At 74.6% G+C, this 18678-nt stretch carries 1 protein-coding gene; it reads right to left on the reverse strand.

The features are described from left to right. Positions 1-55 precede the first annotated feature (55 nt). Positions 56-18667, reverse strand: a complete 18612-nt coding sequence (locus ACN27G_RS19355; RefSeq protein WP_421494190.1) for a hypothetical protein — start codon at positions 18665-18667, stop codon at positions 56-58. Positions 18668-18678 lie beyond the last annotated feature (11 nt).

Genomic DNA, 18678 nt, shown 5'->3' on the forward strand with positions numbered 1-18678 from the left:
GCGACCGCCGGCCCGGGACCGGCGGTCGCCGGTGCTGCTCAGAGCTGGTGGCAGGTCAGAGCTGGTGGCAGGTCAGGATGAGGGTGGCCAGCTCGCCGAGTTCGGCACTGCGGTCCGGGTACCGGCTGTTCATGATGTCGCGCAGGTGGCGAGCCCAGTTGACCCGTTCCTGCTCGCCGCGCAGGTACATCCGGTTGTTCACGATGACCTGCCGGGCCGCTGCGGGGACGCCGCCCGCCGGCCCCGGCTCCCCGGCGGGCCGGTCCAGCGTCATCCGTAGCGCCTCCAGCACCGCCGCGTTGGCGCCGTGTGCCGGGTCCCCGTCCGCCCCGTTGGCCAACTCCACCAGCGAGCCCAGCGGCACGTCCGCGCCGGAGAGCAGCGGCGCGACCAACAGGTCGCGGCGGGCCTGGGGGTCCGGTTCGGTCAGGTAGTCGAACGGGAGTTCCGGCTGCCCCCGCTCGGCCAGGGTGAGGATCGACCGGTACGCGGCCACGTTGTCGCCGGCACGGTCCCCGGCGGCGGCGAGATCCGGGGCGGGCTGCCGGTGCAGGATCCGGTCGAGCGCGGCGCGGTTCTCCGGCCGGAGCAGCTCGCCCCGGCGGTCCCGGAAGATCTCCCGTTTCCGGGTCCAGCTCTGCGCCGCGAGCCACTCGTGCAGCTCGTCGGAGGGCACGTCACCGTACGCCTGCCCGGCCCCCCTGCCGGCGGCGATCTCCAGCGCGGCGCCCACGGTCTTCACCAGCGCGGGCTCGACGTTCCCCGGCACGCGTACCTCCCAGAGCCAGTCGAAGCCCCGCAGCAGGAGCGCACCGGCGTCCGGTCCGGCAGGCGTGTCGTCGGCGACCCGGCGGACGGCCGGCACGCCATACCTGGCGAGCAGCGAATCGTCGTCGGCGTCGGGCGCGTCGACGAAGACCACCGCCGGCCGCACGCCCAGCTCGTAATACGCCTCGAGAACCCCGTGCAGGCTGCTCCGGATGGCCTCGGCAGGCCCGGCGCGCCGGCCCAACACGATCACCGGGAGCTCGCGCGGGGCCGCCGCCGGACCCGCATCCGTGCCGGACTCGGCGCGGGCCGTCTGCAGCCGCTGGGCGGCGATGGCGACCGGGGCCAGCAGACCCTCGTCCGGCCTCGGCCCCACCAGCACCAGACCCTCGTGCAGGGTGGCACCTCGGGGCAGGCGGACCCGCCGACCCGAGGTGTCCGGCCCCGGCACCGGACCCGCGGGCCCGGCCTGGACAGGGGCACCCGAAAGATGCACGGGACGCATCAGCTCACCGAGCCGCCACTCCCCTTCCGGCCCGCCGGCGGATCCGTCGGGTGCCAGCCCCAGGCGCTCCAGCACGTCGGCCGGCAACCGGACGACCTCCAGGCGCGGGCCGGCCTCCCCGCCGTATTGCAGGATCCGGTCCGTGACGGTGGTCAGCCGGTCGCGCAGCCTCGGTTCGTCGAGGAAGACGTCGAACAGTGCCCGCCACACGGCGTCCGGGTCGGCGAAGCCGTTGACCACCGGCGCGACCTCGGTCAGCCGGAGATCCCCCTCCCGGTTGTAGAGATCCCGGACCAGCTTCGCGGCCAGCCGGTAGAGCACCCGCGGCTCTTCGTCGGCGGTGAACCGGCGGACCGGCGCCAGGATGCTCCTGCTGATCCAACTGTTGGCGGAGCCCATCGTCAGCCGGTTCAGGTGCGGAAGCCGTTCGCCCTCCTCGGAGACCAGGTGGCCCGCTCGGTCGCGGATGGCCCAGCGGAGCTGCCACAGGGTCCACGGCCCGGTACGCCAGAACACCGACCGGCGGCGGACGTTCATCCCACGGGCGCCGGCCAGTTCCCGGGCGCCTTCCGGCCCGGCGAAGAGGCCCCAGACGTCCGTCATGATCGATCGCTGTGGCTGCCGGTAGTTGAACTCGATCACGTCAAGGGCGGTGTCGACGACCGGATGGTTCCGCGCGGCCATGATCGCCGAGTTGTTGTACGTCTCCCCGTCGACGTCCCGGTGCACCGCCCACCCGTAGCGGTCGAACAGCGTTCTGAGCTCGGCGAGGAGAGCCGCCGCGTCGTCGTCCCGGATCCGGTTGTCGCCGTCGCTGTAGAAGCCGCCGAAGCGTTTGAGGATCTCCCACCGCAGGATGTCGGCGGCCGCCCCGAATCCCTCCGGCACCTGCTTGGCCATCTCCTGGCGGTAGAACCGGTCGGACCGCATCGGCGCGTCGCGGTGGAACACCTCGTCCACCAGGATGAGCCGGATCCCGCTCTCCCGCGCCCAGCGGAGCGTCTCCGGATCCGGCGGCTCGCTGATCCACAAGCTGACGACCACGCCGAACGGTGCCAGTTGGCCAGCCAACCGCGCCGCGTTGTCCATGAACGCCTCCCGGTCACCGCCGTCGCGTACCAGCGGTGAACCGAGCCAGATCAGCGGCATGTGCAGCGGCATCTCCTGCACACCATCGCCGTCCGGCCGGGTCCAGACCGGCATCGTGGTCGGCGGCCGACCGCCCGGCTCGCCCCGCCAGGCCAGGTCGGCCCGGTCGAAGAAGCCGCCCAGCTGATCCGTCGCCAGGCTTCCCGGTCGCACGTCGCGGAGAAGGTCGGGTGGGGGTGGGGGCACCCGCACCCGGAAGTAGTCGGGTCCCAGCCTGCCACTTTCCGGGGTGGCAGGGTCCATCCTGGACCGGAGCAGACGTGCCAGCCGTTCGCGTGGGTCGGCGCCCGGTGGCTCGATGGCAGCGTCGTCCGTACCGCCCCGGGGCGAGCCGGGGTCGGATGGCTGGGTCGGCTCGTCGACATCCACCACCACGATGGTCGGCACCTCGGGCGGTGGCGGGTCGACCATGGTCACCTCGGGCGGTGGCGGGTCGACCATGCTCACGAGGAGCCCGGGCGCACGGTCGCGGGGGTCGGGCGGATCGGCCGGGTTGAAGCCCGGCGCCGAGACGTTCGGGGTCACCGATCCCACGTAGGGCCGTGCCACGGCGACGAGCTGTGCGAGCTCCGCCGGGGTGAGCCCGTGCGCCGCCTCGTCCCGCATCAGGCCCTCGTCCGGTGCCGGGCGCCGCCAGCGCCGCCGGTCGGCGCCGTCGCGCGGCGGCAGGTTCTCCGGTGCCGGGTGCCGGAGGCCGAGCGAATGCGCCACCTCGTGTGCGTACGCCTCGGGCGTCGCTCCCGGCGACCACCGCAGCTGGTTCATCCTCGCGGGATCCCCCGGCACCACCTCGATCACCTGGTGCGCCTGGTCCGCCGCGTCGACAAAATTCAACTCGACCCGGAGCACCGGCGAGGTCCCGTCCACCCGCAGCCGGTGCCGGGGCGCGTTGAAGACCCGTTCCACCCCGGCGACGGCCGTCCGGCGTACCGCGGCCAGCTCGGCCGGCCGGGCGCCCTCGCCCGGCCGGAGGTGCACCTTCAGCTGCACCGTCCACTGTTCCCGGGTCGCCGACAGGCGGTAACGCACGACGGTCCGTTCGCCGCTGCCGGATGGGCGGCGCAGCGACGGGCGGCCCTGCGGTCCCTGCGGGGGCGTGAACTCCCAGGGGATCGGCCTGTCCAGCGTCCCCGGCAGCGGCTCCCACAGGTCGGTGTCGATCTCGACCACCCGCGGCACGGGCGGCTTCCCGAGCGCCGGCAGATAGCCGGTCCGGTCGCCGTCGCGGACCTGGACGAGGATCTTGAGATCCTCCTCCGGCTCCCCAGGCCCGTCCTCCGGCTCCCCAGGCCCGTCGTCCGGCTCCGCGTGCCTGGCGAGACGGCCGTCGGGGTGCAGCACCGCGACGTTCAATCGGAACGCGAGCACCGCCAGTTGCAGGGCGATCTGCCCGGCGACACCGCCGGTGTGGCCGAGCTTCGGCAGGTCGCGGAGCACCTCCTTGGCCCGCTTGGCGTCGATACCGAAGGCCGCGTAATGCTCCGGGCGCGCGGCGACGTCGCCGGCGAAGAAGTCGGTGAGGTACCGCCGGACCGCCGCGACCATCGGAGCTCCCGGTTCGTCGACCGTCGAAATCCCGGCCGCGGGGGCGGTCGGAGTGCCGGCCGCGAGGGCTGTCCGGATCTCGTCACCGGCGACGGCCAGCAGTGAGTGGAAGAGGCCGTCGCCGTCGAGCGGCTCCCCGGCGGCGGTGGAGCGCGACCCCGGTGGCTCGGCGGGGACCGTCCGGCCGGCGGCGCGCAGGGCGGCGTGCTGCGCGACCGTCATCGGTGGACGGCCGGTGGACGGCTCATCGAACAGCTTGCCGAGCGGCCGGAGGCCGGTGACCGCGCTCTGCTCGGACCACCGGTCGGTGTCGTCCGGGTCCGGCGTGACGACCACGGCGGCCGGACCGGCGGCGAGTCGCGCGGCCACGGACAGCCCGTCGGGGCCGGGTGTGGTGGCGCGTGGATCGGTCAGGACCACCATGGTCGGGCCGTTCAGGCCGGCCACTGCCGCCGAGAGCTCGGCGAACGTCATCGGCGCGCCGAGCGCGCCGACGGTCTGCTCCACCGGGTCAACGGAACCGGGTATCACCAGGGTCCGCCCGGCAGCCGCGCCGGGCAGACCGTAGCGCAGCTGTGCCGCCGTGAGGTTGGCCCGCATCACCTCGTCGGCCCCTGCCGCGTGGGGCAGGACGAACAGGTCGGAACCGAAGGGGATCGGAACCGGGCGGCGGGGGCGGGAGTCGGCGCCGTGCCCGGCGACCCAGGGCCGGCTCTCGGCCGGCAGGGCGTCGACGATCGCCCTGACCCGACGCTGCACTCCGGCGGGCACCGGCAGGCCGGGGAGCCCGAGGACAAATCCCGGGCCGGATCCGGCGGACGCGCCGTACGGCAGCACGGGCCCGGTGACATCCGGATCGGGTCGTGCTGGCCGGACCCACACCACCCTCGGGGCGTCCGGACCGCCGTCCTCCAGTTGGGTCTCCTCGACGATCCAGTCGTCGTCATCTTCCAGCTCGAGCCGGAACTGGCCGGGCTGCGGTGTCCCGGCGAGATCGTAGGGGGTGCCCGGGGGCGCGGCACCCGGATAACCGAGGTACGAGTGGCTCAGCAGCGGGAGGGTTCGCCTGGCTATCCTGTCGACCGGCACGATTGGCCCGTCGGGTGGCGGCTCACCGTCCAGCCGGCGGCTGGGCAGGGAGAGCACGCCCCGGGTGCCGTCCAGCAGCCGAGTGGCGTGGTCCGCAAGCTCGGCCGGGGTCAGCTGCGGGCCGCGACGCGGGAGCCGGACCAGCGGTACGTCGTCGGTAAGCGTCTCGACGTGCGCGATGTACGGCTGGAGCACGGTGAGGTCGGTGACCGACGGGTCGACCAGCAGCGTCTCGTGACCCGGCCGGGGTGCCACCCGGTCCAGCGCGGTCGGGGAGGCCACCGGAGCGTCGCCGCGGTAGTAGACCCATCCGGCCCGGACACGCGCGAGCCCATATCCCTCGGCCACCGCGCCACGCCGAATTTCCAGCTGCGCCTGTCGCGTCCGCTGTGCCGCTGCCTCTCGGCGTGCCCATACACGGGCGTTGCGCACGATGTGGAAGCGGCGCTCGGGAGACTGACCGAGACCCGAGCCGCGCCCAGCCAGCGTCGCTTCCTCTTTCGGTGTCAACGGCCCGCCCAGCCGGACAAGTCGCAGCCGGTCCGCCTCGGTGATCCGGCTCCATCGCCCGGTGACCCGACCGTTCCGGAGACCGGCCTCCGTCAGGCCGTAGGGGTTGAGCCCCTGCCCGATCCTTTCCAACTGTGACCGCAGTTCGGCGATGTCCGCCTGCCGTAGCGCGCGCCCGGCACTCGACAGGGTCGCGTCCGGGCGGTCGGCCCGGGCGGCCAGCAGCCGGTCCAACCGTGCCTGCGCCCGCGCCCCGAACGCCCGGTACGCCAGCACCACCGCGCCCCGCTCTGCCGGGCTCAGCCCCGCCCCGACCCTCCGCCCAGCCATGATCTGCGTTTCGGCCTCCGTCAGCGACGCCGGCCAGTCGCGTGTGCGCAAGGTCGCCACGATCTCGACCTGCCGCTGCAACGGCACGCCCCGGCCGAACCCCTCTCCGGCGAAGATCCGCGACTCGCCGGTGGTCAGATCCCCTCGCTTCAGGTCCAGCCACACCTGCAGCCGCACCACCTCAGTCCGCCGTACCTCCCGGTCCCCCTCCGAGAAGCGCAATGCCTCGATCCGAGCCGCCAACTCCGCCTCAGACAAACCACGCGGATCATCGGCGACCTCTCGCGCCGCGTTATCCGGCTGCTTGCCCGAAGACGCGTTCCTGGCAGAAGACGTGCGCTTCCCACCAGAAGTCGTCGATCGCTCGGGATCCAGCTCCAACCTGGCCAGAAACGCCGAACCGTCCGCCGCCAACCCGGCCCGCGCCCACTCGATCCGCTGACGCAACACCTGCAACTCATACTGCTGCTCCGCACTCGGAGACTCCCCAAACTCCACCCTCAACCGATCCAACTCACCCACCAACCGCCGCACACCATCACGCAACAACAACACAATCTCGCCACGCCGCTGCACCGGAACACCCCGACCAAGCCCCACACCCGCCAAAATCCCCGCCTCCGCCTCCGAAAACTCACCACCCCGCCGCAACCTCAACCACACACCCAACCGCTCAATCTCAGCCTGCCAAACCCCCCGATCCCCCTCCACCACCTCCCGACCCCCCGACACCACCCGCCGACTCTGCAACTCACCAGGAACCGCATCCAACAACCGCAACGTCTCAATCCGAGCCACCAACTCCGCCTCAGACAAACCACGCGGATCATCGACAACCTCCCGCGCCGCCTTATCCGGCTGCTGACCCGAAGACAACTCCTTGACCGCCGACCCAACCGCCTCCCGCTGCTCCGGCTCCAACCTGGCCAGGAATTGGCTGCCATCGGGTGCTCGACCCGCACCCATCCGCGCCAATTGCCGATGCAGCTCGGCGATCTGGATTTCCTGTCGCACCACCGCAAGTGGGTCCGATTCGGCTACCGGATTCGCCAACAACGTGTTCAGCGTGTATTCGGTGCGCCACCGCCGCGACCGCAGTTCGAACAGGGCGTCCGCGCGCCGCTGCGGCGGCACGCCGTGCCCGAGTCCATGCCCCGCGCGAATCGCCTGATCGTGCTCTGTCAACGGCGCCGTCTGGGCCAGCAGCCGGGCGTACTCCAGCCGCCGCGCCTGTCGTGCCGTCTCGTCTCCACGCAGCGCCAGCACCACCTCCGGCCGTTCGTTCTCCGGCCAGCCCTGCCCGGGGCCCCGCCCGGCCAACACCTCCGCCTCCGCCTCGGTGACCAGCCCCAGCCGGTCCCGGTGCCGGGGGACGTCCAACCGCCGCGCACGCTCCTCCCCTTCCGACCAGCTCGGCACGAGCGCGTCCAGCCTCCGCAGGGTCTCCATCCGGCGGCGCGCGCGGTCGACCAACGCCGTCCAATCCGCGCCATCCATTGCGGAACTCGCTGGTGGGTCCGTGCCACGGCCGCCCGCGGCGTGCTGTGTCTCCACCGGCGCCGAGGCCGCCGCCAGCCATTCCCGGGCGCGTACGGTCTGCCGCTCGGTCGTCCGGGTCTGCGGGGTCACCCCGGTCGGCGGCTCGCCCGTGATGCCGCCCTCGACGAGCGGGTTCGTCGGCACCGGCGTACCCGCCGTGATCACCGCCTCCAGGGCCGCGGCCCGCCGTTCGCCGAGGGCGTCCCGGGCCGGCGGCACCGGAGTCGCTCCGGCCCCCCAGTCTCCAGCGGGTGCCGGTCGCGTCGCCCACACCGGGGTCCCGGCCGGGGCCGTCCGTTCACTCGTCGGTGCCACCGGCCGCTGCTCGGTGACCGGCTCACCGGGGATGCGGACACCGGTGGAATCGTCGGTACGGCTGGTGCCTCCGCGCCGGTCAAGCGCCTCTTGCTGGCGCTTGCGCATCGCGTCCAGCTCGACCGGGTCGGTCGGGGTACGGTCCACAGTGGGTCGTGGAGCTGGCCGCTGGACGGGCGTACCGGCGGTCGACGGCTGCCCGTCCCGGGCCCAGGCGGGATTGTCGACGACCGGCTCCCAGTACCGGTCCGGGCGTTCGGTCGTCGTCCTGGACCCGGAGGTCTCGGGCCGCCGGGACGCGAGTCCGGCGCCGTCGGCTCCACCCGGGCCATCCGTACGCCGGGCACCGCTGCCCACCGACTCCCCGGCCGGCTCGGGTGGTGGCTTCGGTGTCCGGGCCGGTGTCTCGGCGCGCGGCGCGGCGCCCTTCGTCGCGGGAGCGCCGGCCGGTGCCGCGGTCTCCGCCGGCCTGCCGTCCAGCCGCCGCCCGGGCCCGGACCAGGCAGATCCGCCGCCGGTCGCCTTCCCCGATCCCGAGGCTCCGGCCTCGACCGGTACGTCCGGTGTGCCGCTGGGCCTGCCCCGGCTGGTGAACGGGACGAAGTCGTCCATGGCGTTGGCCAGGCCCCGCTTTCCGGTGGCCGGATGGTCGCCGTGTCCGTCCGCCGGATGGTCGCCATGTCCGTCCGGTGGCCGGCCGACGGCGTGGCCGTTGCCGGTGAAGTTGCCGCGCGGCGTCGTCCTGGCTGTGGTCGGCTCCGGCACACCCAGCCGGTAACCGTCGTCAGGAGTCAACTTGAGCGGCTTTCCACCGGGCGCCGTGACCTGCACACTCCAGGTGTTCTTGTACCGCTCCCAGTAGTAGGCGTCGGCACCCTCCGGGCCGCCGCCCGGCCCTTCCCGGGCCGGCGGGGCCGTCGGGTCCGGCAGCCGCTTCCACCGGTCCGGCGGGTTCGCGGGGTCGGCCCCGGCATGCCGGCCGGCGACGGCACCCGGAGGTAGCTGCACCCACGCGTGGCCATCCACGTCGCGGATCCGGGCCGGGAACTCCCGGGCGCCAGGGCCGGCGGGCCCGGTCTGCGGTGCGGGCCGAGGATTGTCGCCGACCTGGAGGAACCGGCCGTCGAGATCCTTGAGCAGGTACCACTTGGCACCGAACTGATTCTCCACCGACCGCCAGTACCAGTTCGCCGGCCAGCTCCGCTCGGCTGGGGAGGGTGTCTCCGGCAGTCGCCCGGCGTGGCCGTGACCCGACCGCTGGGCCTGCTCCGGCGACGGCGCCTTCCGCACCGGCGGCCGGAGGACCAGGGTCTGCTCGGGTAACGACGGCACGTCCGCCCCGCCCACCGTGCGCCCCTCCAACCGGTACGGCACCTCGCGGAGCCCGGCGGCGGAGAGGCCCTCGGTGAGGTGGTCCAGGCGTTGCCGCACCCCGTCCGGCAGCGCGCCGGTGGACCGGTCGATTGCGAACGTGCCCGGCACGCCGGCCTGGTTGCGCCGGACCTCCACGGACCAGTCGGCACCGAGGCGGTATCCGCCCGAGCTGCCCGGTTCGAGCCCGAAGTGCTCCGGCGGTGCGGACTCGTGCATCCGGGCGGTGGGCCAGACGCGGACGGTGGAGGCGAACGCCGTCGGTACCCGCGCGCTGTTCGGGCCGTACCCGGTCATGCGCCCGTCGTTCACCCCGCGCGCCCAGGCGGCCGGCATCTCGACGACGACGTCGAGCGCGTCGGCGAACCGGGCGCCCGATCGCGGCTCGTCACCCCCGTGCCGGGGCTGCGGCTCGTCACCCCCCTGCCGGGGCTGCGGCGCGTCGCCTGCGTGCCGGAGGTCGAGCAGGATGTGCCGGCGGGCGGCCGAGGGCAGGTCGCCCAGGTACCAGTCGAGGACGTCGGGGTCGATCCTGCCGCCGACGACGACCCGTACCGTGTCCTGCTCGGCCGACGGCGCGGTCAGCGCGTGGTCGTACGCCCGGCCGCGCGGTCCCCCGCCGACGTGTAGATAGACGGTGGACGGGGTGACGGCCACCGCCTCCCCCGCGCGCAGCGGCGCCCGCCCGGTGATCGTCTCGACCACCCGTCCGGGTGCCCACCCGCCGTGCGACCGCAGCGCCTCCGTCACCACCGGGTGCATCTCGGTGACCAGGTCGTCGAGGGTGTGCGCGGAGAGCCGGCCCCGCAGCCCGGCGGGTTCCCCGCCGAAGGTGTCGTCGTAACGGCGCAACCACTCCCGGGCGAAGTCGTCGGCCAGGGTCCGGCTGGCCGCCGCCGATCCGTCGACGGTACGCAGCAGTTCGGCGTACCGCCGTCCGGCCTGCTCGACCGCGACGGCCAGCCGCTCCTCGTAGCGGACCCGCGCGGACATTTCGGAGCGCAGCGTCTCGGCCTCGTGGCTGACCCGGTCGACCGCCCGGCCCACCGCCGCCGCCGAGTAGCCGTCGGCGGTCAGCTCCGGCCGCTGCGCCGCGTCGACGTCCCGCAGCCGCTGCTGGAGTTCCCGCACCATCCGATCGACGCCGGCGGGCGACAGCGCGGCGGCGGAGTCCCGCGCCGTCGCGATCAGGTCGGCCACCGCCGAGTCCACGATGGTGTCGACGAGCCTGCCGTATGCCGCCTTGTCCCGCGCCCCGGCGCCGCCATGGGTCTGTTCGAACCGGTCGAGATGCTCGTCGGCGATCCGCCGGGCCGTGGCGTCCAGGTCGCCCCGGATCGGGGCGCGGTCGACGCCGCCGTAGTCGAGGGACCATCGGTGCCGCAGCCAGGTCTCCACCGCGCGCTGCCGCACCTCCGCGCTGATCGCCGGATGCAGGTCGTCCACCTGCTGGCGAAGCTCGCGCACCGGTACGGCGTCCCGGTCGGACGTCGCCTGCCTGGCCCATCCGGTGACGCGTGCGGCGGCGCGCTCGACGGCGCCCTCGATGGTCGGTCCGGACTCGGAGGCCAGCCGGAGGTACTGGCCGAGGCGCCGGTGCAGGGCGGCGTCGGCGGCGTCCCACTCGGCACGGTGCGCCGGGTCGAGCGCGTCGCCCCGCCCCGGCGTCCCGTCGCCGCGCAACGGCCGCGCCCCGACCAGCTCGTCGGCGGTCATCTGGACGTCCCGGACGAAGGCGCGCACGCCGGCGGCGATGTCGTGCTCGGCCACGCCGCGCTGCCGGGCCTGCCGCGCCGCCTCGGTCACCGCTGTGTCGTGCCGTCCGATCTCATGACGGTGGAAGCCGTCGAGCCGCAGCTGCGCCCGCAGCGTGGCGTACCCCTGCTCCCACTCCCCGGCCGCGCGTTGCCAGGCGGGCGAGCCGGCGGGCGCGTCGGTGCGCAGCACCGGGGCCCAGGTGCTCTCGAAGAGCCGCTGCGCGTCGGCGACGAACCGGCCGCGCCAGCGCACCAGCTCGGCGGTGGGCAACTCGCCGAGGGATCCGAACCGGGGAGCGCCGTCGCCGGACCGCAGGTCACGCAGCGTACCGGTGCGGTCGACCTCCCGGGCGAAATCGGCCGCGAAGTCCGGCCGCCGGGCCTGCACGGTGCCGGCGGTCCGGACCCGAGTCTCGTACGACCCGACCAGCTCGTCGGCGCGTGGTGCGAAGCGGACGGCGCTCTCGTGCAGGTCCAGCTCCGGAGGGACGAAATCCGCGCTCCGCTCGGGTGCCGGCGGCTGGGCCCGCCCGGCGCGTTCGCCGTCACCGTCACCGGTCTTCGGCGCCGGTCGGGCGTCCGCGTCGTGGGAGATGCCGCCGTAGCCCTCCGGCACCAGGTGGGTGTCGTCCCGGCCGAGCGGCGCCGTCCCGGTGGGCACGACGGCGTCGGCCGAGTCCTTGTGCATCGGCCCGTCCCACTGCCGGTCCGGCCGTAGCTGCGCGATCTCGTCGAGCCGGGCGGCGAAGCGGTTCTCGTGGGCGGCCTCGTGACCGAGCCAGCGCCCGCTCTCCGCCTCGTTCATCCCGTGCAGCCGCTGGTATTCCCCGACGTAGTCGTCGCGGAAGCGTTGGGCGAGCGCCTCGTAGGTGGCGTCGGCCAGCCGGAACGCCTTGGCCTTGCCGGTGCCCATCACCGCGTCGAACTCGCCCGCCGCGGCACCGGCCAGGTCGCCGAAGCGCTGCTCCTGGGCGATCCGCTGGCGCAGTGCGGTCGCCGTTTCGTCCAGCCGGGCATGCCAGGTCCGCATCTGGCTCGCGGTGGCGTTCTCGTGCCGGCGGGCGAAGGTGCCCGCCTCGCCGGACCAGAGCTGCGATCTGGCCTGCCGCAGGCTGATCTCCAGCACCGCCTGTACCCGGCCCGCCTGGGCGGCGGTCAGTGCGGAGGCCGCGGCTCCGGTCTCCGGCTCACCGGCGACCTTGGCGAACATGTCCGCCTTGACCTGGGCGAGGGCGAGGTCGTCGGCGAGCCGCTCGCGGGCCCCGACCATCCGACTGAGCCAGGCGTCCCGTGGGTGGACGTTCGCCCCCGCGCCGCGCACGGCGCCCTCGTGGCCCTCCCGAGCGGCCCGGAAGAAGTCCGCGCCCGGCAGGTCGAGGTCACGGCCGGACAGCACCCGGCCCTCGGGGCCGCGCGCGCCCTCGTACCGCGCCAGGGTGTGCGCGAACATCTCCGCCGCGTCGGCCCGGACCTGCGGGTCGGCGATCCGCTGCAGCTCCCGCCAGGCGCTCTCGCGTCCGGCCCACGCCTCGGGCACCGGTTCGCGCGTGTCCGGTCCCCGGTCGACACCGCCGGCCGGAAGGCCCGCGGCCCTGTTCCGGACGATGTCCGCGAACCGCTCGGGCAGCGCCGCGGCCCGGGCCGTGACGAGTTCGGTCATCGCCGCCGGGTCGAGCGGCGGGCGCCCGGCGCGGCCCCAGGCGTGCTCGCGGATGAGTGCGATGTCCGGTTGGTACTCGCCGGTGCGGATCGCCTCGACGTCGGCGGCGGAGAGCCGGCCGGCCTCCTCCGGATGCGCCTCGCGCCAGTTGCGCACCGTGCGGTCGAAGATCGCGTCCGGGTCGTCGCCGCGCAGCAGCAGCTCCTGCTCCACCCGGGCACGCTGCGCGGCAAGCTCGGTGAGTTCCGGCTTTTTCGCCTGCCACCGCTGGTGCAGCTCCCGCTCGGCCCTGCCGGCCCTGCCAGCCTGCTCGCCCACTGCCGGCGGCTCGATCGACGCGTCGCGTCCCGGCCGTGCCCCGGCCAGCTCGGGTGGCGGGGATGCCCCGGCGAGGCGGGCCGCACGCAGCTCGTACATCCACTCGGGCAGGTCGCGCGCCGCCTGGTCCACCCGGTCACGCCAGGCGTTGAGGCGGCCGGCATCGCTGATCTCGGTGGGGCGGGAGAGTTCACCGGGCCCGTCGCCCCAGACGGCGCGGTGGTCCGCCGCCAACCGCTCGCCGAGCCGGTTGCGGACGGCCTGCAGCTCGGCGGGGGTGAGTGCCAGATCACCGGCACGCCGCGCGTCGCCGAACCGGGCGAGCTGGGCGCGCTGTTCGGCGGCGAAGAGCCGCTCGGCGGCCTGGACCAGTGTCAGGTCGTCGGCGAGGCGGGACGCCTCCGGGCGCAGCTTCGTCGCCGTGGCGTCGCGTACGTCGTCGAACCGGGCCCGATCGCCCAGCGCCTGCCACGTCTCCTCGTAGACCCGGCCGGCCCTCGCCTCGAATCCCTCCCGGAATGCGGTGAGCTTCGCCACCGGCAGATGGTCGGTGGAGCCGAGCCTGCCGACGGCGCCGTCGAACAGCTCGGCGACGTCGCCGCCGATCCGCCCGGTCGGACGGCTGGCGGAGATGCGCCCGTCGAGCCCGTCCGCCCAGGCGCGGCCGAGCGTGGCGAGCGCCTCCGGTGACCGGTCCGTGGCGTCCAGCATCCGGTTGCGGAAGTCGTCGAACGCCTCGCCCCGAAGCCGCGCGAGCCGGCCCGGCGCCGCGGCGTCGCCGGTCAGCCTGTCGAGTCTGGTGGTGAGCTGATGCTCCATCGTGGCGTACGCGGACTCCACCAGGGTCTCCTGGCGCACCCGCTCGGAGTAGCCCTGCCGGAGCCGCTCCTGGTGCTCCTCGAACGCCTGCCGGGCCTCCGGTGACGACCCGCGTTGACCTGCCCCCCGGCCGGGTGTCCCGTCGTAGGCGCGGCCGACCGCGGCCACGTGGTCGCCGCGGGCCCGGTCCAGGGCGGTCGCCGAGGGGCGTGGTTGCGCAGGGTCGTCCGGTGTCGCCGCGGCGATGCGCGCATTCTCCTGCCGCGCCCAGTCGCCGGCACGGCCGGTGTGAACCTCGCGCCGCGCGGCGTCGGCGAGCCGGTCCCGGGTGGCCTGGGCGATCGCGTCCAGCCGGTCGGCCAGGGCAGCGCCGGCGACCGGGGGGTCACCATCCGCGCTGTCCCGCCAGGCCCGCAGCTCGGCGGCCACCTTCAGCTCGAAGTCGGCCCGGATCGCCTGCGGGGTCTGCTCCGCCGACGAGGCGCGCTCCACCGCCGGGGCCCGCTCCACCGCCGGGGCCCGCTCCACCTGCGAGGGCGCTTTGCCCCCCGGGCGCTGGGAGGGTCCGCCGTGCGCGGCACGTGCCTCGGCCGCCATGCCGTCGAACCGGTCCGCGAAGGAGACCAGGCGGGCGGCCTCGCCGGTCCGGGTGCGGAGCCCGGCACTCCAGTTCTCCCCGATCTCCCTGATCAACGAGGACGGCGCGGCCGGGCCGGCCGCGTGGATGGCCGCGCGCAGGTCACGGGCGGCCTCGGCACGCACCGTCGACGCCCAGCCGTCGAGATCGCCGCGCGCGGCGAGGGCCTTGTCGAGCGCGGGACGTCTGGCGGCCAGCTCGGCCTCGTACCGCTGCTCCAGGCGCAGCCGGTCGGCAAACCCGTCCGCCAGGCCGTCAAGGCGGTCACGCACGCCGGGCGGCAGGGCACCGGCCGAGCGCACCTCCACCGCCGCGCCCCCGACATCCCGCAGCAGCTCGGCGCGGCTGCGGGCGAAGCCCTCGGCCGAGGGCATCCGGCCCGGCTCGGTGCGCTGGAGCTGGGCGTACCGGGCATCCGCCCACCGGCCGACATCGTCGACGAGGGTGTCCCGGGCGGCCCGGGACGTCGGTGCGCCGCTGCGGGCGGCAAGGTCGTCGGCGAGCCGGCCGATCTCCGGCTCCATCCGGCGCAACCACTGGGCGCGCACGTCCGCGGTCCGGGTGTCTGGGCCGAGGCGTTCCCACGCCGCCTCGTAGGCGGCGATCCCGCGCCGGCGGAACTCCGCCTCGACGCCGAGGATGTCCCGGTCGCCGGGGTGCGGGCCGGCTCCGGTGTCCCGGGCCCTGAACTCCGCCATCCCCCGGTCGAACATGCCCCGCAGCTCCGCGTGCAGCCTGGTCGCCACGGAGGCGGGCCCCCAGGCGCCGTCCTGGAGCCGCCGCACCACCTCCCGACGGATGCTCTGGAGTGTCTCGGGCGAGGGGTCCGGACCGGCGGTGAGGATCCTGGTACGAAGTTCGTGGAACGCCTCGCCGCGGATCCGCGCCGAGTCCGGCGCCGCCTCGTCGAATCGGCTCGCCAGCGCGGCGTACTCCCGCTCGACCAGACGCTCCCGATCGAGGCGCGCCCGGTAGCCTTCGGTGATTTCCTGGCGGCGGGCGGCGCTCGGCCTGCCGTCCGCGGACAGCTCCGCGATCTCGTCCAGGTGGTCGCCCCGCGCCCGGGCGTACCCCTCCGGCGACAGTGGCTGCTGTCCGGGTGCCGTGCCGCCGCGATGCTGCCGCTCGACAGCGGCCAGCCAGTCTGCCTCGATGCCGTGGAACCGGTTGCCGAGATTGGTGATCGCGGCGGCCCGGTCGAGCCGCCCCGGCAGGCCGGCCAGCCACTGTTCGCGGATCTCGCGCAGCAGCCCGGGAGGGGCGTCGGGGCCGGCGGCCCGGACCGCCGCCCGAAAGTCCGCCTCCGCCTCGCCCCGGACCGCCGCGTCCCACGGCCGCCACACGACGCTGTCCCGCACCTTGGCGAGCTCGGTCTCGGCCAGACTCTCGGCACGTAGCCGGCCGAAGAAGTCGTCCCGGACGGCGTGCAACTGCCCGCGTATCCGGGCCGAGTCGGGCGAGCCCGGTTGCAGCTCACCCGCGTTCTTCGGTATCCGGCTCAGCAGCTCGGCCCTGACCCGGTCGTAGCCCTCCGGCGACAGCCGGCCCTCAACCCGCCGGAAGGTCGCGACCTGTGCGTCCGCCCACCGCTGCACGCCCAGGGACAGGTCGAGGTCGTCGAGGATGTTGTCCCGGATGGTGGGCAGCTGGTCGCCCAGGCCGGCCCGATCGGCGTCGACGACCTGCTGGCGGAAGCTGGCGAATGTTCTTTCCTTCGACGCCGCCACCCGGGCCGCCTGCTCGCCGCCCGCGCTGGCGGCGTACCCGTCGAACTCCCGCGCGACGGACTGGAACTCCTGCTCGATACGCGCCTCGCGGTCGAGCCGGCCGGAGTACCCGTCGAGTAGCCGCCGCTGCTCCGCCAGCAGTTCCGCATCCCGACTCCCGTCGCCGGCGCGTTCCCGGCCGGGGTCGCCGTCCGGGCCGTACCGCCGCCGTACGGCCTCGGCGAGGTCCGCCCTGAAGTCTTCGGCGACCCGCCGGTACCCCGCCGCGGAGAGTGTGCCGGGATGCTGCGTACGGTGCTTGTGACCCAGCGCGGCCGCGTCCAGGCTCGCCTGCTCCAGCTGGTTGTGGCGGGCGGCCTCCGCTCCGGCCCGGCCACGCAGACCGCCGGCGTCCCGGCCGGCGCCGTCCGGCGACCGCTCCCCGGGACGCGCCCCGCCGGGCGGTTCGGCGGTGACGGCGGGCGGTGGCGTATCCGCCCCGCCAGCGCGGTTGACGTGGGGGGCGGTGCTGCTCGGCACGCGCGACGACGCCTCCACGGCCGGGATTCCGTCCGGCTTGCTGGTGCCGGCGGCGGTCCTGGCCACCGGGTTCGGTGCCTGCCCCGCAGGCGACGCGGCGCGCACGCCGCTCCCCTCGGACGCGCCTGCGGGCCGGGCGAGTTGGGCCGGGTCGGTGCCTCCGGACCGCTGGGCGTGGACACCGGGCCGCTCCGCAGCGAGACCGGGCCGCTCCGCGGCGAGACCGGGCCGCTCGGCGGAGAGTTCGAGGCGCTCGGCCGGGGGACGGGGGCGGGAAGCCGGCGGCATCTGTCCACCGGCCTCCTGCTGGCCGGGCACCGGCTGCGCGGCAGGACGTTGCGACGCGGTTTCGAGACCGGCCCGCGCCCCGATGGGGTCGCTCGACGACTGGAAGTTCGGATGCCCGGCGTCCCGCAGTTGCCCCCTTGCCTCCCGGTAGAACTCGGTGTCGGCCGAGTCGACGCTCCGGCGGCCCGGAGATCCGCCCCGGTCGCCGTCGAGGTCGGCCCGCTCGAACACGGCGGAATCCGCGTCTGCCGGTTGCGGTGCTTTGGCGGTACGGGGGGCAGCGGGGTTCGTGACGTCGGACGACGACCGGAGCGGGCTACCGCTCTCCGGCCCCGAGCGCGGCGAACCCGGCGGACTCACCTCCGGCGACAACCGCGACACACCACCGTCCACACTCGAACGCGGCGAACCCGGCGGACTCACCTCCGGCGACACCGGCAGACCCTGCTGTCCCCGACCCGGCGACGGCGGCGGGTCGACCGCCGGCCCGCTCGCACCGACCCTCGAGCCCGGTCCTCCACCCGGGCGGCCGGCCGGTGACTCGGCGGTCAGCTGGTTGACGCTGTCGGGTGCGTGGGGTTGTGCGCCCAGGTTGGCGGGGCGGAGGGGGGTGGCGGAGGCGGGCGGGTCGACAGCGACACGGTCGCCGCCGGCGAGGCGGGCGCCCGGCGAGTTGCCGGTCCCCTGCTGGCTTCGGGGCGGAGGGCCCTCCGTCCCGGCAGTGGACCTCAACGGGACAGGAGGGTCGGTCAGCGCGCTGTCCGGAACGCGTTGGCCGATACCGGCGCCCGGCGCGCGCGTGCCCGGCGGGGTGGTGGGCGGGGGCCCGGTGGTTCCGACGCTCTCGGTGCCACCCGGCGCAGACTCGGAATGCCGCCCGGGATAGTCGCCGGTCCGGCCGAGGTTCGTGGTCGCCTCGATCTCCGGCGCCGCTCTGACCGGCGATGGGGGCGGCTGCGAGCCGTCCCCGCCGGCTCTTGTCGGGCCCGGCTGCTCCGTCAGCCGGACTGGCCGCACGCTCGTCTGCCCACCGGGCGCGTTCGACCCGTCCGCCGAGCCCGGCCTGGGCGCGCCGACCCGGATGCCGCCCGGCAGATTGTTGATGCCCGGCAGGTCGAAATGCGCGTTACCGTGCCGGCCGCCACCCTTGCTGATGCGGTCGATGGGCCGGTTGCCACCGAAGGCGAATCCCGCCGCCCCGCCCACCAGGATGTTGAGCAGCTCCATCGTCGGATCCGGGTGGAACGGCACCCCCATGCCGGCGCTCACGCCGCCCTGGATGCCGAAACTGATGCCGGTCGCCCAGACCATGCCGTTGACGATCGAGCCGATGGCGCTCGCCGCACCCCTGATCACGGGGAAATAGGTGACGAGTGACGCGATGAGGTCACCGACGATGTTCATCACCCGGAAGATCGCGTTGAATGCGCTGGACAGCCAGGCCAGCCGGGTCGATGCCGACAGGATGGCGATCAGCGGGCCGGCGGCCGCCATCAGGAGTACGCCGGCCGCACCGAGGACAGCCATGATGATGTTCATGAGCTCCTCGGCCTTTTTCTGCCGGATCGCTTCGCGGACCCCTTCGGCCATGCCGTGCAGCGACTCCGCCATGGCCGAGCACGACGACACCACGTCGTCGATCCGCCGATCGATCTGGGTGGCGATCCGATCCGACTGCACGGCGGTCTCGCCGGTCCAGTTCGCCTGCCTGGCCTGGTTGGTGGCTCTCTTCAGCTCGGCGAGACGCTCCCCGTAGGCGGACCACCGGTTGGCCAGCTCATCGATCTTGTCCGGGTCCGGGAATTCCGCCGCGTCGGCCACGCCTCCCACCT

It is taken from the genome of Plantactinospora sp. WMMB334 (genome assembly GCF_049179095.1).
GTDB lineage: Bacteria > Actinomycetota > Actinomycetes > Mycobacteriales > Micromonosporaceae > Plantactinospora.